General features: G+C 70.1%; 26 protein-coding genes and 1 pseudogene. 20 read left to right on the forward strand and 7 right to left on the reverse strand.

Going from position 1 to position 25,649, the window contains the following annotated elements:
* Positions 1-56 precede the first annotated feature (56 nt).
* The gene (locus AB0N27_RS12440) at positions 57-908 is read left to right on the forward strand and encodes an aldo/keto reductase (RefSeq protein ID WP_364367488.1); all 852 of its coding nucleotides are present in this window, start codon (positions 57-59) and stop codon (positions 906-908) included.
* 22 nt (positions 909-930) lie between these two features.
* Here AB0N27_RS12440 and AB0N27_RS12445 read toward each other — a convergent pair whose 3' ends face one another.
* Positions 931-1,773 (reverse strand): helix-turn-helix transcriptional regulator, encoded by an 843-nt coding sequence (locus AB0N27_RS12445; RefSeq protein WP_364367491.1) that lies wholly within the window; start codon positions 1,771-1,773, stop codon positions 931-933.
* 103 nt (positions 1,774-1,876) lie between these two features.
* On the opposite strand from AB0N27_RS12445, the gene AB0N27_RS12450 reads away from it, so the two are divergent.
* On the forward strand, positions 1,877-2,629 hold the full coding sequence (locus AB0N27_RS12450; protein ID WP_364367494.1) for an SDR family oxidoreductase: 753 nt from the start codon (positions 1,877-1,879) through the stop codon (positions 2,627-2,629).
* A gap of 83 nt (positions 2,630-2,712) precedes the next feature.
* The gene (locus tag AB0N27_RS12455) at positions 2,713-3,699 is read left to right on the forward strand and encodes an aldo/keto reductase (RefSeq protein WP_364367497.1); all 987 of its coding nucleotides are present in this window, start codon (positions 2,713-2,715) and stop codon (positions 3,697-3,699) included.
* Positions 3,700-3,724: 25 nt separating this feature from the next.
* Here AB0N27_RS12455 and AB0N27_RS12460 read toward each other — a convergent pair whose 3' ends face one another.
* Positions 3,725-4,240: a GNAT family N-acetyltransferase gene (locus AB0N27_RS12460; protein WP_364367500.1), complete on the reverse strand. Its 516-nt coding sequence runs from the start codon at positions 4,238-4,240 to the stop codon at positions 3,725-3,727.
* Positions 4,241-4,370: 130 nt separating this feature from the next.
* Here AB0N27_RS12460 and AB0N27_RS12465 point away from each other — a divergent pair, with 130 nt between their 5' ends.
* The 3 genes from AB0N27_RS12465 to AB0N27_RS12475 are packed head-to-tail and all read left to right on the forward strand — an operon-like array spanning position 4,371 to position 6,818.
* On the forward strand, positions 4,371-4,925 hold the full coding sequence (locus AB0N27_RS12465) for an NAD(P)H-dependent oxidoreductase (protein WP_364367503.1): 555 nt from the start codon (positions 4,371-4,373) through the stop codon (positions 4,923-4,925).
* A gap of 25 nt (positions 4,926-4,950) precedes the next feature.
* Positions 4,951-5,964 (forward strand): ATP-binding cassette domain-containing protein, encoded by a 1,014-nt coding sequence (locus tag AB0N27_RS12470; protein WP_364367505.1) that lies wholly within the window; start codon positions 4,951-4,953, stop codon positions 5,962-5,964.
* The gene (locus tag AB0N27_RS12475) at positions 5,961-6,818 is read left to right on the forward strand and encodes an ABC transporter permease (RefSeq protein WP_364367508.1); all 858 of its coding nucleotides are present in this window, start codon (positions 5,961-5,963) and stop codon (positions 6,816-6,818) included. The genes AB0N27_RS12470 and AB0N27_RS12475 overlap by 4 nt, the downstream gene beginning before the upstream one ends.
* Positions 6,819-6,883: 65 nt before the next feature.
* On the opposite strand, the gene AB0N27_RS12480 is transcribed toward AB0N27_RS12475, so the two are convergent.
* Positions 6,884-7,789 (reverse strand): AraC family transcriptional regulator, encoded by a 906-nt coding sequence (locus AB0N27_RS12480; protein ID WP_364367510.1) that lies wholly within the window; start codon positions 7,787-7,789, stop codon positions 6,884-6,886.
* A gap of 158 nt (positions 7,790-7,947) precedes the next feature.
* On the opposite strand from AB0N27_RS12480, the gene AB0N27_RS12485 reads away from it, so the two are divergent.
* A complete protein-coding gene (locus AB0N27_RS12485) occupies positions 7,948-8,253 on the forward strand; it encodes an antibiotic biosynthesis monooxygenase (protein WP_364367513.1) in 306 nt (101 codons plus the stop codon).
* 38 nt (positions 8,254-8,291) lie between these two features.
* Positions 8,292-9,260: an alpha/beta hydrolase gene (locus tag AB0N27_RS12490; protein ID WP_364367516.1), complete on the forward strand. Its 969-nt coding sequence runs from the start codon at positions 8,292-8,294 to the stop codon at positions 9,258-9,260.
* Positions 9,261-9,285: 25 nt separating this feature from the next.
* On the opposite strand, the gene AB0N27_RS12495 is transcribed toward AB0N27_RS12490, so the two are convergent.
* Positions 9,286-12,501, reverse strand: a complete 3,216-nt coding sequence (locus AB0N27_RS12495; protein ID WP_364367519.1) for an AAA family ATPase — start codon at positions 12,499-12,501, stop codon at positions 9,286-9,288.
* 128 nt (positions 12,502-12,629) lie between these two features.
* On the opposite strand from AB0N27_RS12495, the gene AB0N27_RS12500 reads away from it, so the two are divergent.
* A complete protein-coding gene (locus AB0N27_RS12500; RefSeq protein ID WP_364367521.1) occupies positions 12,630-13,082 on the forward strand; it encodes a helix-turn-helix domain-containing protein in 453 nt (150 codons plus the stop codon).
* Positions 13,075-13,443, forward strand: coding sequence for a DUF4180 domain-containing protein (locus AB0N27_RS12505; protein WP_364367524.1), 369 nt, complete (start codon positions 13,075-13,077; stop codon positions 13,441-13,443). The genes AB0N27_RS12500 and AB0N27_RS12505 overlap by 8 nt, the downstream gene beginning before the upstream one ends.
* Here AB0N27_RS12505 and AB0N27_RS12510 read toward each other — a convergent pair.
* A complete protein-coding gene (locus tag AB0N27_RS12510) occupies positions 13,348-14,034 on the reverse strand; it encodes a hypothetical protein (RefSeq protein WP_364367527.1) in 687 nt (228 codons plus the stop codon). The two genes, AB0N27_RS12505 and AB0N27_RS12510, sit on opposite strands and share 96 nt — an antisense overlap.
* Positions 14,035-14,274: 240 nt before the next feature.
* Here AB0N27_RS12510 and AB0N27_RS12515 point away from each other — a divergent pair, with 240 nt between their 5' ends.
* The 8 genes from AB0N27_RS12515 to AB0N27_RS12550 all read left to right on the forward strand — a co-directional run bounded on the left by AB0N27_RS12515 (position 14,275) and on the right by AB0N27_RS12550 (position 24,249).
* Positions 14,275-14,397, forward strand: a complete 123-nt coding sequence (locus tag AB0N27_RS12515) for a hypothetical protein (RefSeq protein ID WP_364367529.1) — start codon at positions 14,275-14,277, stop codon at positions 14,395-14,397.
* Positions 14,398-14,515: 118 nt separating this feature from the next.
* Positions 14,516-15,397 carry a cellulose binding domain-containing protein gene (locus tag AB0N27_RS12520; RefSeq protein ID WP_364367532.1) on the forward strand — a complete coding sequence of 294 codons (882 nt, stop codon included), beginning with the start codon at positions 14,516-14,518 and terminating at the stop codon, positions 15,395-15,397.
* Positions 15,398-15,609: 212 nt separating this feature from the next.
* Positions 15,610-16,665 (forward strand): SMP-30/gluconolactonase/LRE family protein, encoded by a 1,056-nt coding sequence (locus AB0N27_RS12525; protein WP_364367535.1) that lies wholly within the window; start codon positions 15,610-15,612, stop codon positions 16,663-16,665.
* A gap of 28 nt (positions 16,666-16,693) precedes the next feature.
* A complete protein-coding gene (locus AB0N27_RS12530) occupies positions 16,694-18,403 on the forward strand; it encodes a PQQ-dependent sugar dehydrogenase (RefSeq protein ID WP_364367538.1) in 1,710 nt (569 codons plus the stop codon).
* A 114-nt stretch (positions 18,404-18,517) separates the two neighbouring features.
* Positions 18,518-19,036: a flavoprotein gene (locus AB0N27_RS12535; RefSeq protein WP_364367541.1), complete on the forward strand. Its 519-nt coding sequence runs from the start codon at positions 18,518-18,520 to the stop codon at positions 19,034-19,036.
* A 261-nt stretch (positions 19,037-19,297) separates the two neighbouring features.
* A complete protein-coding gene (locus AB0N27_RS12540) occupies positions 19,298-19,984 on the forward strand; it encodes a DUF4433 domain-containing protein (RefSeq protein ID WP_364367544.1) in 687 nt (228 codons plus the stop codon).
* A complete protein-coding gene (locus tag AB0N27_RS12545; RefSeq protein ID WP_364367547.1) occupies positions 19,981-21,060 on the forward strand; it encodes a macro domain-containing protein in 1,080 nt (359 codons plus the stop codon). The genes AB0N27_RS12540 and AB0N27_RS12545 overlap by 4 nt, the downstream gene beginning before the upstream one ends.
* A 105-nt stretch (positions 21,061-21,165) precedes the next feature.
* Positions 21,166-24,249, forward strand: coding sequence for a DUF3427 domain-containing protein (locus AB0N27_RS12550; protein WP_364367550.1), 3,084 nt, complete (start codon positions 21,166-21,168; stop codon positions 24,247-24,249).
* A 10-nt stretch (positions 24,250-24,259) separates the two neighbouring features.
* Here AB0N27_RS12550 and AB0N27_RS12555 read toward each other — a convergent pair whose 3' ends face one another.
* Together AB0N27_RS12555 and AB0N27_RS12560 are read right to left on the reverse strand one after the other, a co-directional pair.
* Complete coding sequence (locus tag AB0N27_RS12555) at positions 24,260-24,559, reverse strand: helix-turn-helix transcriptional regulator (protein WP_364367553.1); 300 nt, start codon at positions 24,557-24,559, stop codon at positions 24,260-24,262.
* The gene (locus tag AB0N27_RS12560) at positions 24,556-24,894 is read right to left on the reverse strand and encodes a type II toxin-antitoxin system RelE/ParE family toxin (RefSeq protein WP_364367556.1); all 339 of its coding nucleotides are present in this window, start codon (positions 24,892-24,894) and stop codon (positions 24,556-24,558) included. The genes AB0N27_RS12555 and AB0N27_RS12560 overlap by 4 nt, the downstream gene beginning before the upstream one ends.
* A 169-nt stretch (positions 24,895-25,063) precedes the next feature.
* Here AB0N27_RS12560 and AB0N27_RS12565 point away from each other — a divergent pair.
* Positions 25,064-25,184, forward strand: a pseudogene (locus tag AB0N27_RS12565) (VOC family protein); the annotation flags it as partial.
* A gap of 20 nt (positions 25,185-25,204) precedes the next feature.
* A complete protein-coding gene (locus AB0N27_RS12570) occupies positions 25,205-25,633 on the forward strand; it encodes a VOC family protein (RefSeq protein WP_364367559.1) in 429 nt (142 codons plus the stop codon).
* Positions 25,634-25,649: the final 16 nt, after the last annotated feature.

The raw sequence follows: 25,649 nt of genomic DNA on the forward strand, positions 1-25,649 counted from the left end.
ATCGCCCACCCGCCCGGGTATGGATGACGGGTAGACGAAGAGGCGAAGGAGCCGCAGTGGCACTCACGATTCCCAATATCAGCCTGAACGACGGCACCACCATCCCGCAGCTCGGCTTCGGGGTGTTCCAGATCGAGCCGAAGGACACCGTCGCGGCGGTGAGCACCGCCCTCGAGGTGGGCTACCGGCACATCGACACCGCCGAGATGTACGGCAACGAGGCCGAGGTCGGCGAGGCGGTCCGCAGGTCCGGCCTCGACCGGGACTCGGTCTACGTGACAAGCAAGCTCAACAACGGCTTCCACCGCCCGGACGACGCCCGCAAGGCGTTCGACTCGACCCTCGCGGCGCTGAAGATGGACCACATCGACCTGTTCCTGATCCACTGGCCGCTGCCGACCCTCTACGACGGCGACTTCGTGTCGACCTGGAAGGTGCTCGAGGAGTTCCAGCGCGACGGTCGGGCCCGCTCGATCGGCGTGTCGAACTTCCAGGTGCCGCACCTGCGCCGGCTCGCCGACGAGGCGGGCGTGGTGCCGGCGGTCAACCAGGTCGAGGCGCACCCGTACTTCGGCAACGAGGAGGTGCGCGCGTACGGCCGCGAGCACAACATCCTCACCGAGGCGTGGTCGCCGATCGCGCAGGGCAAGGTGCTCGACGACCCGACGGTGGTGGACATCGCCGAACAGCTCGACCGCACCCCCGCCCAGGTGGTGCTGCGCTGGCACGTGCAGCGCGGCGACATCATCTTCCCGAAGTCGACCACCCCGAAGCGGATCGAGGAGAACACCCGGATCTTCGACTTCGAGCTGGACGACACGGCGATGGAGCGGATCACCGGCCTGGACAGGGGCGAGGCGGGGCGGCAGGGCGCGAACCCGGACACCTTCGACTACGTCCCCCGCTGACCTAACCCGTCCCGGTGCCGGTTCAGGAACCGACCCGCTCGGCGATCCGGCGGAACACCGCCTGGGTCGCCGAGTCGGGCTCGGGGACGTAGACGATCAACCGCTGCTCGGTCTCCGGCACCAGCAACACCCGGCACTCGAACTCCAACGGCCCCAGCTCAGGGTGCGACACCCGTTTGACGACGGGACGGCGCTCCTCGACGTCGTGCTCGGCCCAGAGCCGGGCGAACCAGGGCGAGGTGCCGAGCAGCTCGGTGACCAGCTCGCGGATCGCCGGATCGTCCGGGAAACGGCCGTAGGCGGCCCGCAGATCCGCGACGGTGCTGCTGACGAACCGACGTACCTCGGCGTCGTTCCAGTGGCCGCTCGTCATCGGCTGCCGGAACGTCCAGCGGATCATGTTGCGGTCCGCGTCCGGCACGGCCGCGAGGTCCCCCACGAATTGCGTGGCCAGGTGGTTCCAGGCAAGCACGTGGTACGCGGCGTCGACCAGGTACGCCGGAGTGTCGGTCATCGCGTCGAGCAGGTGCCGCAGGCCGGGCGACACCTCCCGGCTCGGCCCACGGGTCGGCGGTGCATTCTCCCCGGCGAGCCGGAACAGGTACTCCCGCTCATCCCGGCTCAACATCAGTGCCCGGGCCATCGACGCGAGCACCTGCCGCGACGGGTGCGGCCCGCGACCCTGCTCCAGCCGGATGTAGTAGTCGATCGACATCCCGGCGAGCTGGGCGACCTCCTGCCGGCGCAGCCCGGGCGTGCGTCGGCGTTCACCCTCGGGGAGCCCGACCTCGGCGGGACTCAGGCGGGCGCGGCGGGTACGCAGGAACGCCGCCAGTTCGTCGCGCCGCAGGCCGCTGCTCGTCATGCCCTCCAGCATGCCCCGGGCCGGACCGGCCAGGGTGGCACCACCGGTCCCAGCCTCGGCCGGTCCCTCCCCGGGGGCAGCCGGCGGGGACAGGCTCGACGGCATGACGAACAAGACCGCCCTGATCACCGGGGCCAACAAGGGCATCGGCTTCGCCACCGCCCGACAGCTCGGCAGCCTCGGCATGACCGTGCTGGTGGGCGCGCGGGACGCCGAGCGGGGACGGGCCGCGGAACGGGAGCTGCGCGACGGCGGCGTGGACGCGGCGTTCGTACCCCTGGACGTGACGGACGCCGAGTCGGTGGCCGCCGCCGCGAAACGGGTGGAGGCCGAACACGGCAGGCTGGACGTACTTGTCAACAACGCCGGCATCGTGCTCGGCGACGGGCCGGGAGCGCTGCCCAGCGAGACCACTCTGGCCACGTTGCGCCGGGTGTACGAGACGAACGTCTTCGGACCGGTGGCGGTGACCAACGCGCTGCTGCCGCTGCTGCGCCGGGCGCCTGCGGCGCGGATCGTCAACGTCTCCAGTGAGGTCGGCTCGATCACCGCGATGACCGACCCGACAGGTGCCCTGGCCGGCCTGGTCTCCGTGCCGTACCCGTCGTCGAAGGCAGCGCTGAACATGGTCACCGCCATGTACGCCAAGGAACTGCGGGACACCCCGATCAAGGTGAACGCGGCGAACCCGGGGTACTGCGCCACCGACCTGAACGGCAACAACGGCTTCCGCACGCCCGAGCAGGGCGCCGAGGTGAGCGTGCACCTGGCGACGCTGCCGGCCGACGGGCCGAGCGGGCTGCTCTGGGGTTTCCAGGAGAACGTCGCCGCCGGGTACGGAGTGCTGCCCTGGTGACCGACGCTTGACCTGGAGTGCGCTCCAACCGGCAGGGTGACCGGTGGGCGCCCACCGGTAGGGCGCACGGAAGGAGAGCCCTCATGCGGTACCGCACGATCGGCGCCGACCCGGCGACCCGGCGCGAGGTAAGCGTGCTCAGCCTCGGCGCCATGCTGTTCGGCAGCGCCACCGACGAGGCCACCTCGTACGCGATCCTCGACAGGTACGTCGAGGCGGGCGGCACGTTCATCGACACCTCGGACAACTACGCGTTCTGGGTCGACGGCTCACAGGGCGGGCAGAGTGAGGAGCTGCTCGGGCGGTGGCAGCGCAGCCGGGGCGTCGGTCCCGAGATCGTCATCGCCACGAAACTGGGCGCCCGGCCGCTGGCCCCGGGCACCAGCTACCTGGACAACGCCGAGGGACTGTCGGCGAAGGTGATCCGCGAGTCGGCGCAGCGCAGCCGCGACCGCCTCGGCGTGGATCGGCTGGACCTGCTCTACGCGCACATCGAGGACCGCACGGTGCCACTCGCGGAGACCGTGGAGGGCTTCGCCGAGCTGGTCGCCGAGGGCACGGTGGGCCTGCTGGGCGCGAGCAACCACCGCGCGTGGCGGGTGGAGCGAGCCCGCGCGCTGGCCGCCGCCTCCGGCCTGCCGGGGTACGAGGTGCTCCAGTACCACCGCAGCTACCTGCCCAACCGCACCGACCTGGCCACCTCGCTGGACCCGGACGGCGAGCCGGGCGGTGTCGGCGGCGACCTGCTCAGCTACCTGCGCGCCGAGCCCACGCTGACCCTGGTGGCGTACTCGCCGCTGCTCAAGGGGGCGTTCACCCGGGCGGACAAACCGCTCAGCGCCGCGTACGACCTGCCGAGCGCGCCACGGCGGCTGGCCGCGCTGCGCGAGGTCGCGGGGCAGACCGGCGCGACTGTCAACCAGGTGGTGCTCGCCTGGTTGCTGGGCGGTGACCTGCCGTCGATCCCGCTGGTGGGCGCCTCCTCGGTGGCCCAACTGGACGAGAGCCTCGCCGCGGTGGACCTGGAGTTGACCGCCGAGCAGCGGCACCGTCTCGACACCACCTGGTGACCTGGCACGGGCCGCCCCGCCGACCTCAGCTTTCGGTCGGCGGGGCGGTCAGGTCGAGCTGCCAGTCGTTGGCACGCATCATCTGCCCCGGCGGATATTCGAAACCAGTCTCGCCCAGCAGCGTGAAGCCCACCTTGCGGCAGACCGCGTTCGAGGCGGGGTTGTCGACCGACGGGTACGCGTGCGCATAGCGCCGGTCCCGCCGGGCGCGCACCACGTCCAGCGCCGCGCGCACCGCGGCGCTCGCCAGCCCCTGCCCCCGGTACGCGGGCAGCACCGCCCAGCCCAGCTCGTACACCTGTTGGTCGCGCCACTCGCGGGCCCAGTAGCCGACGCTGCCCACCCGCGCGCCGTCCGGCAGCGCCACCGTGAACATGCACCCCTGCCCGGTGTCGGCGAAGTGCACGTACCTGTCGTGCCGGGCCAGCACCTGCTCGTCGGTCTCCGGACCGCCTGTGTGCCTGCGTGTGTCAGGTGAGTTGAGCTGCCGCAGCAGGTCGAGGTCGTCCTCGCTCCACGGCTCGATGCGTACCTGTGCCATCCGACTCCTTCGTTCGTCGACCCCAGTCAAACCGATCGCACCGACATTCCGCCCCGGAACACCGCCCGCTAGATCCGATCTAGCGGGCGCCCGTCGTCACCTCGCGCCCTGAGAATGGGAGGGGGTGGCGATGACACAGTTACGGATCGCCGTGATCGTCGGCAGCACCCGGGAGGGGCGGGCCGGCGACCGGGTCGCCGAGTGGTTCGTCGAGCGGGCGAGGCGGCACGACGACCTGGCGGTGACGGTCGTTGACCTCAGCGAGTACGACTTCCCGGCCAGCTACCCGGCCGCGTCTACCGCGTCCATCCAGGCCTTCGCGCGTGAGGTGGGCCGGGCGGACGCGTTCGTCGTGGTCACCCCCGAGTACAACCACAGCTTCCCGGCACCCCTGAAACAGGCGATCGACTATGCGTACGACGAGTGGCAGGCCAAGCCGGTCGGCTTCGTGTCGTACGGCTGCCGGTCCACCGGACTGCACGCGGTCGATCACCTGCGCACGGTCTTCACCGCCCTGCACGCCATGACCGTGCGCGACGTCGTCGGCATCGACCTGCTCGCCGGCGAGCCGACACCGTTACGCACCGACGAGCTGCGCCACGACAGCGACGTCCTGCTCGACCAGCTCCGCTGGTGGGGCCTGGCGTTGCGCGACGGTCGCGCGGCACGCCCCTACGTCTCCTGAACACGACAGACGAAAGGTAAGGATCATGAGTAGACGCACCACCGGCCTGGCCATCGAGGCCGAAGGGCTCACCCGCTCGTTCGGGGAGACCCGCGCGCTGGCGGGGATGGACCTCCAGGTGCCCGCCGGCACCGTCTACGGCCTGCTCGGCCCGAACGGGGCGGGCAAGACCACAGCGGTCCGGGTGCTCGCCACCCTGCTGCGCCCCGACGGGGGCACCGCGCGGGTCTTCGGCCACGACGTGGTCACCGAGGCCGACAAGGTCCGCAGCCGGGTCAGCCTCACCGGCCAGTACGCGTCTGTCGATGAGGATCTGACGGGTACGGAGAACCTGGTGCTCCTGGCCCGCCTGCTCGGCCTGCGCAAGCCTGCCGCGCGGGACCGCGCGGCGGCCCTGCTCGCCGCGTTCGGCCTGACCGAGGCGAGTGACCGCCAGGTGAAGAAGTACTCGGGCGGGATGCGGCGGCGCATCGACATCGCCGCGAGCATCCTCAACACGCCCGATCTGCTCTTCCTCGACGAACCGACCACAGGTCTCGATCCGCGCAGCCGCAACCAGGTGTGGGAGATCGTCCGGGCAGTGGTGTCGCACGGCACGACTGTGCTGCTGACCACCCAGTACCTCGACGAGGCCGACCAGCTCGCCGGGCGGATTGCTGTCGTCGACCACGGCCGGGTGATCGCGGAGGGCACCCCTGGCGAGTTGAAGTCGTCGGTCGGCTCCGGCACCGTCCACCTGCGACTGCGCGACCCCGGGCAGCGGCCCCAGGCGGAGAAGGTGCTGCGTGAGGCGCTGAACGTGCCGGTGCAGCTCGCCGCCGATCCGGTGGCGTTGACCGCCCGGGTCGGCGAGGCCGGCACCGACCTCGACGCCAGCGCCCAGGCCTCTCGGGCGCTCGGCGAGCTGGCCCGGGCCGGCATCGTGGTGGACAACTTCTCCCTCGGCCAGCCAAGCCTCGACGAGGTCTTCCTGGCTCTGACCGACCATCCCGCCGTGCCGGCGGACGAGCGCGACGACGAGCTGGAGGCAGCCCGATGACCGACACCACGACCACCACCACCGAACGGGCCCCGTCGGTCTACGTCCCCTCCGCCGAGGCGCTGGCGACGGTCCTCGCGCCAGGCGCCCGACCGCCCCGGCCGACCGCGCTGGGCGCGTCGCTCACCTTCGGCTGGCGGGCCCTGCTGAAGATCAAGCATGTGCCGGAGCAGCTCTTCGACGTGACCGCGTTCCCGGTGATCATGGTGCTGATGTTCACGTACCTGTTCGGCGGGGCCCTCGCCGGCAGCCCGCGCGAATACCTCCAGTTCTTCCTGCCGGGCATCATGGTGACGAGCGTCGTGATGATCACGATGTACACAGGTGTCGGCCTCAACACCGACATCGAGAAGGGCATCTTCGACCGGTTCCGGACGCTGCCGGTGTGGCGCCCGTCCGCCCTGGTCGGCATGATTTTCGGCGACGTGCTGCGCTACATCCTCGCCGCCCTGGTCATCCTCAGCCTCGGGCTGGTGCTCGGGTTCCGGCCCGCAGGCGGGGTGGTAGGTGTCGCCGCCGGGATCGGGCTGCTGGTCGTCTTCTCGTTCGCCTTCTCCTGGGTGTGGACGTTCTTCGGGCTGATCCTGCGCAGCGAGAAGTCCGTGATGGGCGTCAGCATGATGGTGCTGTTCCCGCTGACGTTCCTCAGCAACGTCTTCGTCGACCCGAGCACCATGCCGGGCTGGCTCCAGGCGTTCGTGAAGGTCAACCCGGTGACCCAGCTGGTGGCGGCGATCCGCGGAACGATGAGCGGCGAGTCGGACCCGTCGGCCACGATGTGGCTGCTGGTGTGGAGCGCCGGGTTCGTGCTCGTCTTCGGCACCCTGACCATGTACAGGTACAACCGCCGCTGACCCCTGCGACGGGCGCCGCCACGACCGTGGCGGCGCCCGTCCGTCGTTGGCGTGTCCGTCGGCGGTCAGACGACCGCCGGCACCTCGGCCCGGGTGACGCCGCGCAGGCGGGTGGCGTCCTGGCTGGGCGGCACGCCGAACTGGCGACGGTATTCGCGGCTGAACTGCGACGGGCTCTCGTAGCCGACGCGGATCCCCACCCCCGTCACGTCGTTGGGGTGGGTGGCGAGAAGGAGCCGCGCCTCCTGCAACCGGATCTGCTTCTGGAACTGGATCGGGCTCATCGCGGTCACCGCCTGGAAGTTGCGGTAGAACGCCGACACGCTCATCCCGGACAGTCGCGCCAGATCCTCCACCCGGAACGGCTGCGCGTAGTGGTCGCGGATCCACCGCACCGCCCGGGCGATGTGACTGAGGCTGCTGTCGGCCAGACCGAGCTGCCGGACGGCCGCGCCCTGCTCCCCGGTGAGCAGCAGCCACAGGATCTCCTTCTTGATCAGGGGCGCGAGCACCGTGACGTCCCGGGGCCGGTCCAGGAGCCGGAGCAGCCGGATCACCGCGTCACCGAGCTCGTCGGGGGCGTCGCTTACCACCATCCCGGACGGTGTCGGCCCGGCGAGGGGCGGCAGATCGCCAGGTGCCGCCTGCAACAGCAGCTCCGCGACGGTGGCCGGGTGCAGCACCAGCCCGAACCCGAGAGCCGGAGTGTCAGCGCTGGCCTGGGTGAAGTAGCCGGTGACCGGCAGGTCGACCGACGCGACGAGGTACTGGCCGGCGCGGTACTCGTACACGCGGTCGCCCAATGCCATCCGCTTGGCGCCCTGGGCGATGAGTGCCAGCACCGTGCCCGACATCGACGTGGTCGGTGGGGTCCGCTGCTCGACCTTCGAGATCAGCACCCCGTCGATGGCGGTGCTCATGTCCGGCCGGGCGTGCCGGGCCAGCAGCGCCCGCAACTCGTCGAGGTCCACGGCCCCGATTGAAGCACAGGGACGATTCTCCTGCCAGCGAGAGGATCAGGCAAGAAGCCGCGAGCATCCTTCTAACGATTCTGCTGGTGGCGATGCTTCCATTGGAGTGTCAGTTTCCCGGCGGTGAAGCGCCACCCAAACGACCAGGAGCCTCCTCGATGACTGTTCAGCACGGATTCCAGGCCACCATGACCGCCCACCCGGGCCGGGCGGACGAGCTGATCCAGCTGCTGCTCGACGCGCCCTCGATGCCCCACGACGACTGCGTCGTCTTCCTGGTGTCCCGCTCGGCCTCCGACCCCGACGTCGTCCACATCGTCGAAGGCTGGACCAGCGCCGAGGCGCACCGCGCGTTCTTCGCAGGCGAACAGGCCCAGGCCCTTGTCGCGAAGCTTCAGCCGCTGCTGGCCGGCGAGTCCGCGTACACCGACGCGGTGCCGGTCGGCGGCAAGGCGAGTTTCTGAACCAGCCATCCCCGGCCCATCACCCCGAAAGGATCCCGATGAACCTCGCCCGACCTGCCATCGACCCCGAGCTGCTCGCGCCCCTGGCCGAGTTGCCGCCCCTGCCGCCCCTCGGCCCCGAAGTGATCGAACTGCTGCGCCACTTTCCCCAGCCGCCGATCGAGAGTCACCTGGAGGGCCGCGCGGTCGAGCGACGCGAGGTCACCGTCCCGGCCAACGACGGAACCCCGATCCCGCTGTCCATCTTCAGCCCCACCGACAGCGCCGCAGGAGCGCCAGGCATCTACTGGATCCACGGCGGCGGAATGATGTGGGGTGATCGCTTCTCGAACATCGACGTCCCGCTGGAATGGCTCGACCGGTTCGGTGCCGTCGTGATCACGGTGGACTACCGGCTCGCGCCGGAAGCAACAGGCACGACACTTGTGGACGACTGCTACCGGGGCCTGCTCTGGGTGGCCGAGAACGCCGCAGACCTCGGCATCGACCCGGACCGGATCGTCGTGGCCGGCGCCAGCGCCGGAGGTGGCCTCGCGGCAGGGGTCACGCTCATGGCCCGCGACCTCGGCACCCCGGCCATCGCCGCCCAGTTGCTGTCGTGCCCGATGCTCGACCACCGCAACGACACCGTCTCCAGCCACCAGTACGGCGGGCCGGACGGCGTGTGGACCCGCGAGATGAACGAGTTCGGGTGGCGCAGCGTCCTCGGCGGGCACCCCGACGAGAACGTCTCCCCGTACGTCTCACCCGCGCTGGCGGACGACCTGTCCGGCCTTCCGACCACCTACATCGACGCCGGGACGGCCGAGGTCTTCCGCGACGAGGACGTGGCCTACGCGACAGGCATCTGGGCCGCCGGCGGCCAGGCGGAGTTGCACCTCTGGGCGGGCGGCTTCCACGGCTTCTCGGCGCTGTTTCCGCAGGTCCGCGTCTCGGACGCGGCCCGGCGCGCGCAGGCGGGCTGGCTCGCCCGGGTCCTGGATCCCACGCCCGACCTCAAGGGCTGAAGCGGGGCCCACGGCGGCCGTTGGTTCAGAGCCGCCAGGGCAGCGGCTCGGTCGGCAGGTATCGGCACGTGCTGCCGGTCGAGACGGAGTCGCGAAGGTGGTTGGCGAGGGCCGGGTGCCGCTCGTCGAGCTTGCGCAGCGTGTCCCGGATCCGCGCGGTCACCGTCTTACGGGCGCGCTCGCCCTCGTCGCCGAGGCGGCGGCTCCGGCCGGCCAGCCCCGCCGCGGCCCGCAGCTCGTCCAGCAGCGCCCCCCGCTCGGCGTCCAGCGCTGCCACCTTCCGGTCGTCGTCGCGGGCGGCGGCCCGGTCGATCTCCTCGTCGAGGCGTGCCAGGTGCCGCCGGTAGCGGACCTTGGCCTCGTCGTCGAGGAGCTGGTCGCCACCCATCCGACGGGCGGCCACCAGCTCCGGACCGGCCGCCGGGTCGAGCAGTTCCACCGCCGGCACGTCGCGGCCCGGGCGGCTGAGCAGCAGGTACAGGTCGTGCAGCCCTTTCGCATCGGGCAGGTGCACCACGGTTCCGGCGTACGCGAGCTGCCAGACCGGGCCGTCGCGGCGGAACTCGTACCCGTCGGTGGCGGGCGGGACGGCCTGAACCGGCTTGCCGACGTCGGCCGGCGGTGCGGCCGGGAGCCTGTCGAGCACCTGCGTCATGCCCAGGGTTGTCGCCTCCCGGGCCGTTGCGCCGTGCAGCGCGGCGAGGGTCGCGGCGTCGTCGGGGTGGCCTCGACCGGCCAGGGCGTTCGCGAGGCCGGCGCTGGCGAGGAGCGACCAGGGGCGCGAGCCCAGCCGGGCGGCGCTGTCCCGGGCGGCCGTGAAACCGGCGACGGCGTCGTCCCAGCGGCCCTGGGCGGCGTCGATCACCGCGAGCCAGTGGTCGATAGGGCCGCTGATGTCGCAGCCGAAGAGGCCCACCGCCCACTGGCCACGGTGCGGGGCGAGCGCGGCCCGCGCGGCGTCACAGCGGTCCGGGTCGCCGGACGCGGCGGCGGCCTGCGCGCTCAGCCGCGCCCAGAGCGACGACACCGGACGCGGATAGCGGATGCCGGAAGCCTCGATGCCGGCGGTCAACCGGACGGCGGTCTCGTCGTCGCCGCGTTCGGCCGCGCTGATCGCCAGCAGCAGCTCCCGGTAGGGGTAGTCGCTGGGGGCCAGCTTGTCCAGCAGCGCGTCGACCTCGGCGAACCGGCCCTGGAGCAGCAGTCGGGACCAGAACAGGTGGTGGCCCATGAAGGCGAACTCGGCGTGGCTCGGGTCGGCGACGTCGGTGAGGACGACGAACTGCGCATCGGCCTCGGCGAAGTCACCCCGGAAGGCCGCGATGATTCCGCTGTCGACGGTGGCTGCCATCCGGTGCCGGGCGAGGTCGCCCTGCTCGTTGGCGGCCACGAAGGCGCGGAACTCCTCGACGAATCGGGGGTCGCCCAGCTCCAGCAACGCCACCCAACGCAGCGAGGTGGCCCACAGCTCGGTTTCCCGGTCGCCCGTTCGCCGGGCCACGGCTCGGATCTCGGTGGTCAGCTCGGCGCGGGCGGCGGCGGTACCCAGACCCCAGGTGGTGTCGTGGCGGGCCCAGAGGCTGAAGGTGAGCGCCTCGTCGTCCCGACCGCGACGGGCGATCGTCTCGGTGGCGGTGATCAGGTCGGCGATCAGGGTGCCGACCGACGCGTCGGCGTCGGGCTCGCCGATGAGCCGCCGGTACGCCTCGCGCACCAGTTCCGTCGACTCCACCGAGCGCACGGTCTCCACCTGGCGGGAGCGGTACGCGATGAGCGCGACCCGGGCCAGCGGCAGCGGGTCGTCGAGCGTGCGGGCCAGCGTCGCGGCCTCGGTGAGCAGTTGCGCGGCGTCGTCCCGTCCGGCGTGGTGGTACTGCACCTCACCGAACTCGACCAGGATCCGCACCCGCTGCGTCCGGTCCTCGACGACCTCCAGCGCCCGGCGGAAGTGCACAGCCGCCTCGTCGATGGCCATCCGGCCGAACGCGTGCCGCCCGGCGGCGACAAGCAGCTCGGCGACCCGTGCCCGGCCGAGCGCCGGGCCGGCCAGGTAGGCGTGCCTGGCCAGGTCGGCCGGGATCAGCCGGTCGGTGAGTTCCCGTAGGTCGTCGACCGCCCGGACGATCGCTGCGTGCCGGGCCTGCCGGTCGTCGTCGGTGAGCCCGTCGTACAGGGTCTCCCGCACCAGGTCGTGGGCGAACGCGAACCGGCCGCCACCGCGGGCGGTCACCAGCCGGGCGGCAACCGCACGGTCGAGCAGCCGGTCGACCTGTGCCGCCGGGGCGCTGGCGCTGGCCGCGAGGACCTGCCTGTGGAACTCGCGGCCCAGCACCGCGGCGACGGTAAGCGTCTCGACGACCGCGGCGGGCAGTTGGGCCAGCCGGCGCCGCACCGCCTCGCGTACGCCGGGCGCGATGGTGCCGGTGGTCCCGTCGGCGTGCCACAGGCGGGCGGTCTGCTCGACGAAGAACGGGTTGCCGCCGGTGCGTCGGTGCACCTCGTCGACGAGGTCGGCGTCGGGCTGCCGCCCGGCGGTCCGGGTCATCAGCGCGGCCACGTCGTCGCGGGTCAGGCCGGTGAGGGTGATCATCGAGGATTTCGCGACAAGCGGCATCAGCAGGGGGCGCAGCGGGTGCTCGCCCGACTCGACCTCCGCGTCGCGGTAGGTGCCGATCAGCAACAGCCGCTCGAACCAGGTGTGTTGGGCGGCGAACCCGAGCAGCCGCAGCGACGCCGGGTCGGCCCAGTGCAGGTCGTCGAGCACGACCACTACCGGCCGGCGTTGGGAGACGGCGACAAGCGCGGCGGTCACCCTGTCGTACAGGGCGAACGCCTCCTGGTCGGCGACGTCCCGGCCGCCACCCTCGGCCGTCCAGGCGGCGGCGAGGCTGGGCACGTCACCGGTGCCACTCTCACCGAGCAGGGCCGCGAGGGCGGGTTCGGCGTCCGGCCGGGCGACCGCCCAGTCGTCGGCGGAGCGGCGCAGGGCGCGTAGCACCTGCACCCACGGCCAGTAGCCGGGGGCGCTGTCGGAATCCCAGCAGGCGGCACCGAGGATGAGCGCCCCGCGCTGGCGGGCCTCCCGGGCCGCCGACGTGACGAGTGTCGTCTTGCCGATGCCCGGCTCGCCGGTGACCAGGACGAGGCCGCCGTGGCTGGTGGCCGCCCGGTCGAGCTCGGCGCGCAACAGACCCGCGGGGTGATCCCGCCCGATGATGGCGTCGCCGAGCCGCGCGTCCATGGTTTCCAGACGCTACTGGACCCGTCCGACAGCGCGGATCGGTTATCGCGCCAGGGGCACCGATACCGCAGAAGCACCAGGGTCGCATCGTTATCTAAACTTCCCTACTTGAGGTACGGTAGGGAACGATGAAGGATGACATGTACTCGGTCGAGCAGGTCGCCGACCAGCTCGGCCTGCACGTACGCACGGTGCGCGGCTACATCCGCTCCGGCCGGTTGCGGGCGGTGCGGATCGGCAAGCAGTACCGGATCGCCGCCAATGATCTCGACGCGTTCACCGGGCGGACCCGGACGGCGACCAGCGTCGTCGGGCAGGCGGAGGTGTCGAGCATCGTGCAGATCGACGGCGTCGACCGGGCCGCCGCCGACCGGCTCGGCACGCTCGTCCTCACCAGCGCCAACACCGGCCACGACCAGGCCAACCCGTTGCGGGTGCAGACGGTGCACGACGAGGAACGCCACCGCATGAAGATCATCATCCTGGGTGATCCGGCTGCCACCGCCGAGCTGCTGCACCTGCTCGACGCCGTCCTCAACGCCGACAACGGCCTGATCGACCGGGAGGTCCACGATGTCTGACGAGATCCAGGAACGCGCGGGCGTGCAGGTGCTGGTCTGCGACCCGGCCGGCCCGACCGTCGCCACCGAACAGGACGCGCTGGACCTGATCGGCGCGGCCTTTCTCGGCGCCCAGGTGGTCGCCGTACCTGCCAACCGGCTCGACGAACGCTTCTTCTCGCTGGGCACCCGCTTCGCCGGCGATGTCATGCAGAAGTTCGTCAACTACCGGCTGCGACTCGCCGTCGTCGGCGACATCTCGGCGCAGCTGTCGGAGAGTTCGGCGCTACGCGCCCTGGTGCACGAGTCGAACAAGGCCGGACACATCTGGTTCGTCAGCGACCTCGACGCGCTCGACGACCGCCTGCGGGCCGCGTCGTAACGCCATCTCCACCGCGTCCGGTTCGACACCCTCGGCGCGCGCCCGCTCGGACGCCCAACGCAGGTACGCCAGCCACTCCTCGACCGACCAACCGTTGCGGCGGCGGACGCCGGCCTCCGCGGGGAGGCGGCTGGCGACCACGCGGTCGAGGATCAGTGGCTGCACACCACCGGCCCCGCGCCGATAGCCGGCGAAGTAGAGGACCTTCGTGAACAGGCCCGGCCCCAACCACGGCAGCCGCGCCTGGTCGGGGTCGCGCAAACGGCGGTACGCCGTACGCAGCGCGTCCTCGTTGGACGCTGACTCCTCGAGCGCGTACGCCAGGCGGTTGCCGGCCGGGTCGGCGTCGAGCGACCTGGCGGCGCGCCACGGGCCGTACCCGATGGGGCCGTAAGCCCAGACCAGCACGGCGGTCAGCAGTTGCCGCGCGCTCGCCGATCCGGCCCGGTACGCGTCGGCCACCGCGAAGACGTCCCGGCGCGCGATGACGCCGCTCGCCGGAAGCGTGTCAGGCCACGCGTCCGGTGGCAGCCCTGCCCGCCAGCGGTCGACGCGCACGGTGACCGGCGCCTCCTCCTCCGACAACACCACGGTCGCCCTCCTCAGTCGCGTGCCTGCGGTTCGGACGCTACGGACGGGCGCTCCCCCGCACCGTCCGCCGACGCCATATCGCGGTATCGAGCCGGAGTGGTGCTCAGGACTAGCCGCCCGGCGACCGGGTATGCCCGACGCATGGGTAGTCACAAGCCGAACAAGCACGACAGCGGAGGCGAGTCGGCGCGAGGCCGGCGACATCCGGGCAGCGGCGCCCGGGGGCGCCAGGGTTCGCCCGTGGAGCACTCGCCCGACCAACGGCACCGCCGTACCGCGACCGGCCCGGCCGGCACCGAAAGGGACCAGGGCCGCGCCAAGGTCTCGGGGGACGGGCGGATCCAGCGCCAGGGCAGCTCCTGAGCCGACCGGTCAGGGGGTGTAGTCGTCTGGCGAACGCGCGGTGACGCGGGCCTGTTCGCATTGACCACATATTGACACCTCCCTATGGCTGTGGTCCGCGTCGCCCTAGCATTCGCGTATGTCCGCTCGTCGCGTCACCGCCGCTGTCACCGTCGCCGCGCTGGCGAGCCTGCTCGCGATCACCGCCGCCCGCGCCGACGGCCCGGCGATCAGCACCCCTGGCAGCCCGGCGGTGGTGGCCAACGAGCCACACCGGCTCACGCTCGCCTGGACGCCCTCCACCTGGATCGGCGATCCGGCCGCCGAGCAGCCGATCAACTACGAGGTACAGGTCCCGCTGGGCCCGAACACGTACCGCTGGCTCGGTACCACTACCGACACCACGATCACCCTCACCGACCTGGCGCCCGGCACGACGTACCGGATCGCTGTTGCCGCCCGCGCGCTCGGCGGCTATTCCGACACCTCGCCCGCCGCCACCGTGCGGACCGCCGACGGCCGCGCGACGGTCAGCTACCTCAACCTCGACTGGTCCCCGACGAACAACCAGATCCAGCACGTCCTGCGGGTCACCAACACCGGCACCGGGCCGCTCGACCTGACGACGGTACGGGTGCGCTACCACCTGCGGTTCGAGGGCGGCAACACGTCGCTGGTGCCGAACTGCGACTGGGCCGCACTGGGCTGCGGCACGATCCGGCAGACCGTGCAGTTCTTCATCCCGCCGGGCGCGCCATCGGCGTTGTCGACGCCAGCGCCGCCCTATCCGCCGCCGGGCACGCCCGTCCCCGGCTGGGTCGAGCTGACCTTCACCGACGGGGTGCTCGCACCCGGCGCGTCGACCGGGCCGATCCAGCTCCGCCACCATCGGCACGGCTGGAGTGACATCGACGAACGCGACGACCCGAGCTGGCTCGCCGCCACCGGCCAGTGGACCGGGAACGACAAGATCACGCTGGATGTCGACGGGATGCGCGAGTTCGGCGACACGTACGCCTGACGCGCCCACCGGGCACCCTCGAAACACATTCCACCGCGCTGATTTGCATTGACCAGAGTCTTTGCGAAATGTTCCGGAAAACAATGCGTGTCGACGGTGGGTCACCTAGGCTCCCGAACGACCACATCGACGGCTGCCCCCACGCCGTGCCGGCCTCGCGACCACGCGCCTCCGCCGGCCCACGCAACCGCCGACGCCGATTGGAGCATTCGATGACCTGGCGTCCCACCACCACCGCCGCCCTGGCCGGACTGTGCCTCGCGCTCAGCACCGCACCCCTGCCCGCCGCCGCCGACGCACCGCCGCGCGCTGCGGATGTTAGCGCTCACGCTGCGGCCGCCAACCCGCCCGGCACACCGCCCGGGGCCTGCCCGACGGGGACCGGCTACGGCCCACCGCTGCCGGCCAGTTCCGTGACGGCCACGAAGATCCAGGGTGGATTCTCGTTCCTCGAAGGGCCGGTCTGGATTGCCGACGGCGGCTATCTGCTCTTCTCCGACATGGCCGCCGGCACCGGGCCGTACAACGTCCAGCCGTCCACGATCCGCCGCTTCATTCCACCGGCGACGTTCGACACCTTCATCGCCAACGCCGGCAGCAACGGCCTGGCGCTCAGCGCCGACGGCCAGCAGATCGTCGCGGCCACCCACGACCAGCGCAACGTGTCGTCGTACCGGCTCAGCGACCGGGCCCGCGACACCGTCGCGGCGAACTACCAGGGCCGGGCGTTCAACTCACCAAACGACGTCGCGGTCCGCTCGGACGGGGTCGTCTACTTCACCGACCCCAACTTCCAGCGCGGCAACCGCCCGGACCAGATGAGCGGACGTACCAGCGTCTTCCGCGTCGCGGGCGGCCAGGTGTCGCTCGTGGACGACCGGTTGCGTCAGCCCAACGGCATCTCGCTGTCGCCGGACGGGACCACCCTGTACGTGGGCGCCTACTCCGAGAACAAGATCTACAAGTACGCCGTCCAGCCGGACGGCAGCACCGGCGCGCGCAGCGTCTTCGTGAACTACATCGGCGGCCCGGACGGCGGCACGATCGACTGCGCCGGCAACGTGTACTGGGCGTCGGGCTCGGATTCCCTGATCCACGTCTACTCCCCCACCGGCACCCAGCTCGGCACGATCCGCTCCGGCACCACCGGTACGACGAACGTGGCGTTCGGCGGCCCCGACCGGCAGACCCTCTTCGTCACCTCGGGCCCGAGGAACGACTCAGGCCTGTACAGCGTGCGGCTCAACATCCCCGGCTACCCGTACTGATCAGGACTTTCGGAAAGGGACATCTCCCGTGCGGACCAGATCTCGCCAGTTCAGACATCTGGCGTCACTCACCCTGCTGGCGTGCGCCGGCACCCTCCTGGCCGGCGCCCCCGCCAACGCCGCCGGGCCCGCCACCGCGAGCCCGGGGCTCGCCCGGCTCGCCGCGGACACCACGCCACCCACCCCACCTACCAACCTGCGCAGCACCCGGACGACATGCCAGTCCGTCACGCTGGCCTGGTACGCGTCCCGGGACAACGTGGGCGTCGCGTTCTACGACATCTACCACGACGGTCAGCTGGTCACCTCGGTCAGCGGCAGCACCCTGACCGCCACCCTCACTGCCGTGCAGGGCAGCACCTGGGGCTGGTACGTCAACGCCCGCGACGCCGCCGGCAACGTGTCCCAGGCCAGCGCCACCCTGACCATCACGCCGCCGTTCTGCCAGCGCGACACCCAGCGGCCCACCACGCCCACCAATCTCGCCGCCACCGTGAACGGCACGGACGTGACCCTCACCTGGTCGGCCGCGAGCGACAACGTCGCGGTCACCGGCTACACCATCCTGCGCGACGGTACGGCTGTCGGCTCCACCGCCGGCACGGCCACGAAGCCACCAGCCACCTCGTTCACCGACACCGGGCTGGCCGCCAACACGAGCTTCCGGTACACGGTCGTCGCCCGCGACGCCCAGAACAACAGCTCGGCGGCGAGCACCGCGGTGACCGTACGGACCGGAGCTGCCTGCACGAGCGCCGTCTGCGGCACCACAGTGGTCACCACCGAACGGGACCTGCCCTGGGGGCTCGTACAGCTACCGGACGGCAGCGTGCTGTACGGGCGGCGCGACCTGTTCGACATCGTCGCCATGAATCCCGACGGCACAGGCAAGCACAGCATCGGCGCCGTGCCGAACGTCGCCGGCACCAACGGTGAAGGTGGCGTACTCGGGCTCGCCGTGTCGCAGGACTTCGCCGCCGACAGGTGGCTGTACATCTACCACACCACCACCACCGACAACCGGATCGTGCGCATCCGCTACGACACCACGCTGCGCACCGAAACCACGCAGGTGCTCGTCACAGGCATCCCGCGCAACAAGTACCACAACGGCGGCCGGCTGCGCTTCGGCCCCGACGGCAAGCTCTACGCCGCCACCGGCGACGGTCAGAGCCCGGACCGGGCACAGGACGTCAACGACCTGGGCGGCAAGGTGCTGCGCCTCAACCCGGACGGCACGGTGCCGCCGGACAACCCCTTCGGCAACCACGTGTGGAGCTACGGCCACCGCAACCCGCAGGGGCTGGCGTTCGACTCCCAGGGCCGGCTCTTCGAGCAGGAGTTCGGCAACAACGTCCAGGACGAGACGAACATCATCGTCCGGGGCGGCAACTACGGCTGGCCCGCCTGCGAGGGCACCGTCGGCGACTGCGCGAACCCGACCTTCACGGCCCCGATCCACACGTACCCGGTCGCCGAGGCCTCGTGCAGTGGCATCGCGATCGTGCGGGACGTGCTCTACACCGCCTGCCTGCGCGGCAACCGGATGTACCGCGCGGTGATCAGCGGCACCACCCTCACCGACGTCCAGCAGTACTTCGTCGGCACGTACTTCCGGCTGCGCACCGTCGAGCCGACCCTCGACGGCAACCTGTGGCTCACCACCAGCACCGGCGGAGACAAGGACAGCACCCCGAACAACAGCAACGAGAAGATCCTCAAGGTGACTCTCGGCTAGTCCTGCGGCACAGCCCTCGGGCAGACGGATGCGCGCGGACGGGATCCCGTCCGCGCGCATCCGTCGCCGGGCAAGGCTCGACTGCGAGATCGCCGAGTCGGGCAGACTGCGGGCATGACGGAACGTCGGGTGCTCTATCTGGTCGTCTGCGCCGCAGGTCCGGCGGAACACATTCACGAGCTGGTCGACCTGCTGATCGCCGACGGGTGGCGGGTATGCCTGATCGTCAGCCCGACCGCCGCGACCTGGCTCGACCGGGCCGCGTTGCAAGACAAGACCGGTTATCTCGTACGCGTCGAGTGGCGCATGCCCGGCGACCCGGAACCGCACCCGCCGGCCGATGTGGTGGTGGCCGCGCCCGTCACGTTCAACACGATGGCGAAGTGGGCGCTGGGCATCAACGACACTTTGGCGCTCGGCGTGCTCAACGAGTCGCTGGGCGCGGGCCTGCCGATCCTCGCGTTCCCGCACGTCAAGACGGAGTTGGCGGGGCACCCGGCGTATGCGGGGCATGTGGCGGTGCTGCGCGCGGCCGGTGTCGTGGTGGCGGACGGGAAGCCGCTGAGTCCGCCGCCTGGGCCGCAACGGTGGGCCGTGGTCATTGAGGCTCTGCGCTCGGTCCGACGGAACTGACGCCCAGTCGATCTCACCGGTATCTGGGCGTCGTCTGCCGCACTCCCACGCGGCGGTCCGAGGGATAGGCTCACGATGCGAATTGGACGGAGCCGTCGAAGGCCGCAACCACGCTATTGATCCACCCGAGAATGCTGCCGCTCACGCGGGCCGTGCCACCCCTGAGGATCGACCACGGTGGTTAGGCTTAGGCCGAGCTGGAGAATGCATCGATCTTCGGCGTCCTGATCCGCACCCGCCCATCGGAGTGACTGATCTGTGATGGATCCAATCGCACGGCCGATACCTACGCTGATCATGCATTTCACTCATATCGACAATCTGCCGAGGGTTGTCAAGGCGGGCCGGCTGCTCGCGGACAACGGCGTAGGAGCCCAACTCGCCACAAACGTGGGTTCGGTCGAGATCAAGGCACGGCGGCGAGAGCGGGTCATCCCGTGCCAACCTGGCGGCGTAGTAGCGGATTACGTGCCGTTCTATTTCGCTCCACGTTCACCCATGATGTTCCGGATAGCCTGCGACCACCTCGTAGGGAAGCCGGGTTGCTATCCGGGAGGAGACGACCCCCTCGTGTACCTGGTGAGCTCTGTCGAGCGGGTGCACGAGGCCCGAGTCGACTGGGTGGCGAGCGACGGGAATTGCGCAGTCGGCCTTACCCGGTTCTCGGCCGAACTGTCCGAGCTCACCACGCTGGTGGACTGGCCCCTGCTGCGTGCCAAGATTTGGAAAGACGTCCCCGACGACATGGACCGCATGCGTCGACGTGCGGCCGAGTTCCTCGTGCACCGCGAGTTCCCTCTTGGCCTGCTCACCGGTTACGCCGTACGAACGACGGACCGGCAGGAGCAGGTGAGGCAGGTGTTCCGCGACGCTGGCATGATCGAGCCGTACGTTGCCGTCAGACCGAGCTGGTACTACGGGTATACACGGGGGGAGGTGCGCGAATGATCATCATCAGCCAGGGCAACCTGCTGACCGCCGAAGCGGACGCGCTTGTCAACACAGTCAACACAGTCGGAGTCATGGGCAAGGGCATCGCTCTTCAGTTCAAGCGCGCCTACCCGGCGAACTACGCTGCCTACCGCACTGCGTGCCGCGAGAACCGTGTCGAACTGGGACGAATGTTTGTTTTCGACTCTGCACGTCTCGGGCCACGCAGGTACGTGATCAACTTTCCTACCAAGGGTCACTGGCGGGCCAACTCGAGGCTTGAGGACATTCAGGCCGGGCTGGCCGACCTCGTCCGCGTGATCCACGAGCGCGAGATCACTTCTGTGGCAGTGCCCGCTTTAGGTTGCGGCAACGGTGGACTCAGCTGGGACATCGTCCGGCCCCTCATCGAGGGTGCCTTCGCCGAGACCCCCGAGGTACGGGTCTTGCTCTTTCCCCCGGAAGGGGCACCCGACCCGGCCGACATGCTGGTTGCGACAGAACGACCGGCGCTGACCCCTGGGCGCGTCACCCTCATGCAGGCCATCGACGGCTACCTGAACCGAGCTCGACGACTCGAGCCACGCGACGGTGTCACCCTCCTGGAGATTCAGAAGATCGCTTATTTTCTCCAGGCGCTGGGGCAGCCACTGCGCCTAGAGTTCACGCGCGGCAGATACGGCCCGTACGCCGAAAGCCTCAACCACGTACTAGACCGTCTCGAGGGGCACTACCTAACCGGCTTCGGCGACCGTTCGGCACGAGTCGAGGAGTTGCAGCCCATCAGGCTGACGCCGGGCACAGCCGAAGCCGTCGCGAACTGGTCTCAAGCGCATGGCGAGGCAGCGACCGAGACCTTGGAACACCTTGCCAGGCTGACCGATGGGTTCGAGGCACCGTACAGCCTGGAGCTGCTAGCCACAGTGCATTACGCGGCCGCCTCGCATCCGCCCACCGACGACCTTAGTGAGCTGATCGAGCGGGTGCGTTCGTGGAGTGGCCGCAAAGCTCGACTCTTCACGGCCGCGCATATCGAGTTGGCCTACGAGCGTCTGCACTCGGTCACACTTCTACCCGCACTCCCCGTTGCGTGAGCCGCCATTCGGGTGAGGTGACCTTGACAGTTGCGCGGCGACTTCCGCCCATGTGACCGGACGCCATGCCCCGCGGGTAGGCGGGTCGTGTAGTTAGGTTGCGGAATGACGGATCTTGCGCGCGGCGTCTACGAGCACCTGATCACCGGTGAGCTGGCCACCCGCCTCCAACACGTCGACCCCGCCCTGATCCAACATCACAAGCTCGACCCCGCTGACGCGCACAAGGCCCTCGCCCGCCATATCGCCACCCTCACGGCCCGCGCCCTCGGGTCGGTCCCGAACGGCGACGACAGGCTGCACCAGCAGGTCGAGATGGCGAATCGGATCGCCGATGCCATCGCGGCCCTAAGCCCGAAGGCGGCGACGGAGCAGGATCAGGTGACTGATGCCAGGCACCTGCTGCACGCCATCGCCGCCCCGCCGACCCCACCCGCGTTGCCAGCCTTCCCCGACCGCCCCACCACTCCGCTCTCCACCGGCGCCCTGCTGGTCAACGGCCGTCACCAGCCCCGCATCGGCCACGAGGTCAACCACGAGATGGCGTCGGCCGAGAGCGTCGATCTGCTCTGCGCGTTCATCAAGTGGTACGGCCTGCGAGTCGTCGAGTCGGCCATCCGCGAGCTGATCGCCCGAGGCGGCAAAATCCGGATCATCACCACCACGTACCTCGGGGCGACCGACCAGCGAGCGCTTGACCGGCTCGCCGAACTGGGCGCCGAGATCAAGGTGTCGTACGAAACGAGGACCACCCGGCTGCACGCGAAGGCATGGCTGTTCCGCCGGTCCAACGGCACCACCACCGCGTACGTCGGCTCGTCGAATCTGTCGAGGACCGCGCTTGTGGACGGCGTGGAGTGGAACGTACGCATCTCGAACATCGAGCAGCCGCACGTCATCGACACGTTCACTGCGACGTTCGAGGACTACTGGAACGATCCGGCGTTCGAGACGTACGACACGGCGAGAGACGCCGAGCGGCTACGGCAGGCACTCAGCGGAGAGCGCCGCGATCAGTCGCCGACCGAGATTTCGAACCTGGACGTGCGCCCGTACCCGTATCAGGCGGAAATCCTGGCCGACCTGGACGCCGAGCGTCTGGTGCACGGCCGTTGGCGCAACCTGGTGGTGATGGCGACCGGCACCGGCAAGACCGTGGTGGCCGCCCTCGACTATCGCCGGCTGAATAGGGCGGGACGAGCAGACTCCCTGCTCTTCGTGGCCCACCAGGAGCAGATCCTGCGGCAGAGCCTGTCGACGTTCCGGCAGGTGATGGGCGACGGTAGCTTCGGCGAAACACTCGTGGCAGGCGAGAAGCCGAACGGCTGGAAGCACGTCTTCGCCTCCATCCAGTCGCTGCACAGGCGGGAGGTCGACCCGGAGGCGTACGACATGGTGATCGTCGACGAGTTCCACCATGCGGAGGCACCCACGTACACGCGGCTGTTGGAGCGGCTGCGTCCCCGCGTACTCCTGGGGCTGACGGCGACCCCCGACCGGGCCGACGGCGGCGACGTGCGGCGATGGTTCGACGGCCGGGCGGCCGTTGAGCTGCATCTATGGGACGCGTTGGAGCGGCAGTTGTTGGCGCCGTTCCAGTATTTCGGGCTGCACGACGACGTGGATCTGTCGCACCTCGCCTGGAAGCGCGGCCAGGGCTACGACCCGGCGGACCTGGACGTCGTCTACACCGGCAACCACGCGCGGGCGCGGTCGGTGCTGCGCGCGGTAAGCGACAAGGTGGACGTCGGGCGGATGCGAGCGCTCGGGTTCTGCGTGAGCATCGGGCACGCCGAGTTCATGGCCAACTGGTTCAACGAGCACGGTGTGCCGGCTGCGGCGGTGACTTCGCGGGCCGGCACCGACCGGGCCAGGCTGTTGCGGGAGTTCAAGGCGGGCAACCTGCGGGTGCTCTTCACCGTGGACCTGTTCAACGAGGGGGTCGACCTGCCGATGGTCGACACGATCCTGATGCTGCGGCCCACCGAGAGCGCCACGATCTTCCTCCAACAGCTCGGTCGTGGCCTGCGCCTGGACGACGACAAGCCCTGCCTCACGGTGCTCGACTTCATCGGCGGGCAGAACGCCAACTTCCGCTTCGACCTGCGCTGGCGTGCCCTGACCGGGGTGAGCCGGCGGGCGATCACCGAGGCCGTCCGGGACGACTTCCCGACCCTGCCCAGCGGTTGCCACGTCGAGCTCGATCGGGTGGCGAAGGAGGTGGTGCTCGCCAACCTGAAGTCGGCTCTCCCCACCTCGAAGGCCGGCCTGGTTTCCGAACTCCGACAACTCGGCGACGTCAGCCTGACGACGTTCCTGCGGGAGACGGGTCTGGAAATCGAGGACGTGTACCGGTCGGCGAGCGTCGGCGGCTGGACGGGATTACGTCGGCTCGCCGGCATCGAGACGTCCGCGCCCGGCCCGGACGACCGGGAGTTGGGCCGGGCCATCGGGCGCATGCTGCACACCGACGATTCCGACCGGCTGGAGCTGCTGACCCGGGTCGCGGCCGGACCGCCCGCGCCAGGTCAGCAGGTGTACGCGGGCAACAGCCGACTCCTGGACATGCTGCACTTCAGCCTCTGGGGACCGAACGCACCCCTGGCCACACGCGACGAACGGCTGGCGCGGCTGTGGAAGGAGCCGGCGCGCTGCACCGAGTTGCGGCAGGTCGCCGAGGTGTTGCGGGACCGCATCCATCGGGTCACACCGACCGTGGCAGCGGGTGGGGTGCCGTTGCGGGTGCACGCCAGGTACAGCCGTAACGAGGCGTGCGCCGCCTTCGGGATGGTCAACCCAGGCTCGCTGCGCGAGGGGGTGAAATGGCTACCCGACGCCCGGGCCGACCTGTTCTTCGTCACCCTCGTCAAGTCCGAGGCGCACTACTCCCCCACCACCATGTACGCCGACCGGGCCATCACCGACACGCTGTTCCAGTGGGAGTCGCAGAGCACCACCTCGGCGGCGTCGGCGACCGGGCAGCGCTACACATCGGGCGGCTCGACAGTCCATCTCTTCGTTCGGGAAACCCGCATCGCTGACCGCGACCTGGGCGCACCGCCGTACCTCTACGCCGGCACCATGACGTACGAGTCGCACACCGGCGACAGGCCCATGCGAATCCTGTGGCGACTCCACCACGCCCTACCCGCCGACGTGTACGCCACCGCCCGGACGATCGCCGCCTAGCCTCGGCTGTTCAGGCCGCGTCTGCGTTCGGCGTGAACCTGACATCCAGCCTCTGGTCGAGTGCACGCGCGAGGCGTTCCAAGACCGGCAGGGTCGGCACGGTGCCGCCCGCCTCGAAGCGGGCCACCGCGGACTGGGTCATCCCTGCGGCTCGCGCCAACTGGCTCTGGCTCCAGCCGTGCCCCTCCCGCAGGTGACGCACCTCCTGACCAAGCTCGAAGGCGATCCGGGTGGCCTCGTAAGTCTCGGCCGCACCTGGCTCCGCCATCCGACGCTCACGCAGGTCGTTCCAGTCCAGGCGATCACTCATCGCTCTGCCCCCTCGTTCACGATGTGCCGCTCAGTCACGCATCGCTCGAATGCGCGGCGAGCACGCTCGACTTCCCGGTCCTCCCGCATCCTCGTCTTGCGAAACACCGTGAGCAGGATGATCCTCCGGTCGGAGGCTATCCAGTACGTCACACGAACCGCGTCGCGCTCTAGATAAAATCGCAGCTCTCGCAACTTGCCGTCGAGCTGCCTGCTGTGCGGCTCGCCAAGCAGCACACCTCGACTGGCCAGCAGATCGATGTAGAACGCAGCTCGGGCGAAGTCCGCAGTAGGTAGTTCCTCCAGCCATTCTCGAACCTCTGGTTCCAGCTCCACGCTACCCCAACTCATAGCATCGATGCTATGAGTTGCCACGTTCCCGGCGGTCTTCGTTTCTACGCGTGTCGCAGCAATCAAGACACCTTGTCGCACTCCGTCGCTAACTTGGCGTCAGTCAGCAGGCCAGGAGGAGTTAACGATGTTTGACCGCCCCTCCGTGCGGGTCGGCGCGGAGGTGATGCACGCGCCTCGGGTCTGGCTGGAATACCACCCGACGCACTTCGCCGCGTTCGTCCGTGACGTCGACGGCAACAACGTCCCAGGCCGTCTGCCACGCCCCCGAGTGATCGCGCGTTAGGTTGCGACCATGGAGCAGCGAATCAGTCTGGTCACCCTGGGCGTCACGGACGTGGCACGGGCGAAGGCGTTCTACGAGCAGCTCGGCTGGCGGGGCCAGGAGATCGAGGAGACGGTCTTCTTCCAGGCCGGAGGGCTGGCCGTGGTGTTGTGGGGCCGGGACAAGCTGGCCGACGACGCCGGCATTCAGGGCCCGGGTACGGGCGCGATCAGCCTGGCCCAGAATGTCCGTTCGCGGGAGGAGGTCGACGAGGTGATCGCCACCGCGAGCAAGGCCGGGGCCGAGGTGACCCAACCGGCGCGGGAGACGTTCTACGGCGGCTACGCCGGCTACTTCACCGACCCGGACGGCCACCTGTGGGAGATCGCCTGGAATCCGGGCTTCCAGCTCGGCCCGGACGGCACCCTGACCCTCCCCGACTTCAACGCCACCACCTGACGGGAGTCCAGCGGAC

Source organism: Micromonospora sp. NPDC093244 (assembly GCF_040683695.1).
In the GTDB taxonomy this organism is placed as follows: Bacteria; Actinomycetota; Actinomycetes; order Mycobacteriales; family Micromonosporaceae; genus Micromonospora.

Bases quoted from the DNA above. Each gene is read 5' to 3' on its own strand.
- AB0N27_RS12550 (WP_364367550.1), top strand. From the start codon at position 21,166: ATGACGGATCTTGCGCGCGGCGTCTACGAGCACCTGATCACCGGTGAG.
- AB0N27_RS12570 (WP_364367559.1), top strand. From the start codon at position 25,205: ATGGAGCAGCGAATCAGTCTGGTCACCCTGGGCGTCACGGACGTGGCA.
- AB0N27_RS12450 (WP_364367494.1), top strand. From the start codon at position 1,877: ATGACGAACAAGACCGCCCTGATCACCGGGGCCAACAAGGGCATCGGC.
- AB0N27_RS12555 (WP_364367553.1), bottom strand. From the start codon at position 24,559: ATGAGTGATCGCCTGGACTGGAACGACCTGCGTGAGCGTCGGATGGCG.
- AB0N27_RS12520 (WP_364367532.1), top strand. From the start codon at position 14,516: ATGTCCGCTCGTCGCGTCACCGCCGCTGTCACCGTCGCCGCGCTGGCG.
- AB0N27_RS12545 (WP_364367547.1), top strand. From the start codon at position 19,981: ATGATCATCATCAGCCAGGGCAACCTGCTGACCGCCGAAGCGGACGCG.
- AB0N27_RS12505 (WP_364367524.1), top strand. From the start codon at position 13,075: ATGTCTGACGAGATCCAGGAACGCGCGGGCGTGCAGGTGCTGGTCTGC.
- AB0N27_RS12460 (WP_364367500.1), bottom strand. From the start codon at position 4,240: ATGGCACAGGTACGCATCGAGCCGTGGAGCGAGGACGACCTCGACCTG.
- AB0N27_RS12485 (WP_364367513.1), top strand. From the start codon at position 7,948: ATGACTGTTCAGCACGGATTCCAGGCCACCATGACCGCCCACCCGGGC.
- AB0N27_RS12495 (WP_364367519.1), bottom strand. From the start codon at position 12,501: ATGGACGCGCGGCTCGGCGACGCCATCATCGGGCGGGATCACCCCGCG.
- AB0N27_RS12540 (WP_364367544.1), top strand. From the start codon at position 19,298: ATGGATCCAATCGCACGGCCGATACCTACGCTGATCATGCATTTCACT.
- AB0N27_RS12500 (WP_364367521.1), top strand. From the start codon at position 12,630: ATGAAGGATGACATGTACTCGGTCGAGCAGGTCGCCGACCAGCTCGGC.
- AB0N27_RS12475 (WP_364367508.1), top strand. From the start codon at position 5,961: ATGACCGACACCACGACCACCACCACCGAACGGGCCCCGTCGGTCTAC.
- AB0N27_RS12465 (WP_364367503.1), top strand. From the start codon at position 4,371: ATGACACAGTTACGGATCGCCGTGATCGTCGGCAGCACCCGGGAGGGG.
- AB0N27_RS12445 (WP_364367491.1), bottom strand. From the start codon at position 1,773: ATGACGAGCAGCGGCCTGCGGCGCGACGAACTGGCGGCGTTCCTGCGT.
- AB0N27_RS12490 (WP_364367516.1), top strand. From the start codon at position 8,292: ATGAACCTCGCCCGACCTGCCATCGACCCCGAGCTGCTCGCGCCCCTG.
- AB0N27_RS12535 (WP_364367541.1), top strand. From the start codon at position 18,518: ATGACGGAACGTCGGGTGCTCTATCTGGTCGTCTGCGCCGCAGGTCCG.
- AB0N27_RS12470 (WP_364367505.1), top strand. From the start codon at position 4,951: ATGAGTAGACGCACCACCGGCCTGGCCATCGAGGCCGAAGGGCTCACC.
- AB0N27_RS12525 (WP_364367535.1), top strand. From the start codon at position 15,610: ATGACCTGGCGTCCCACCACCACCGCCGCCCTGGCCGGACTGTGCCTC.
- AB0N27_RS12455 (WP_364367497.1), top strand. From the start codon at position 2,713: ATGCGGTACCGCACGATCGGCGCCGACCCGGCGACCCGGCGCGAGGTA.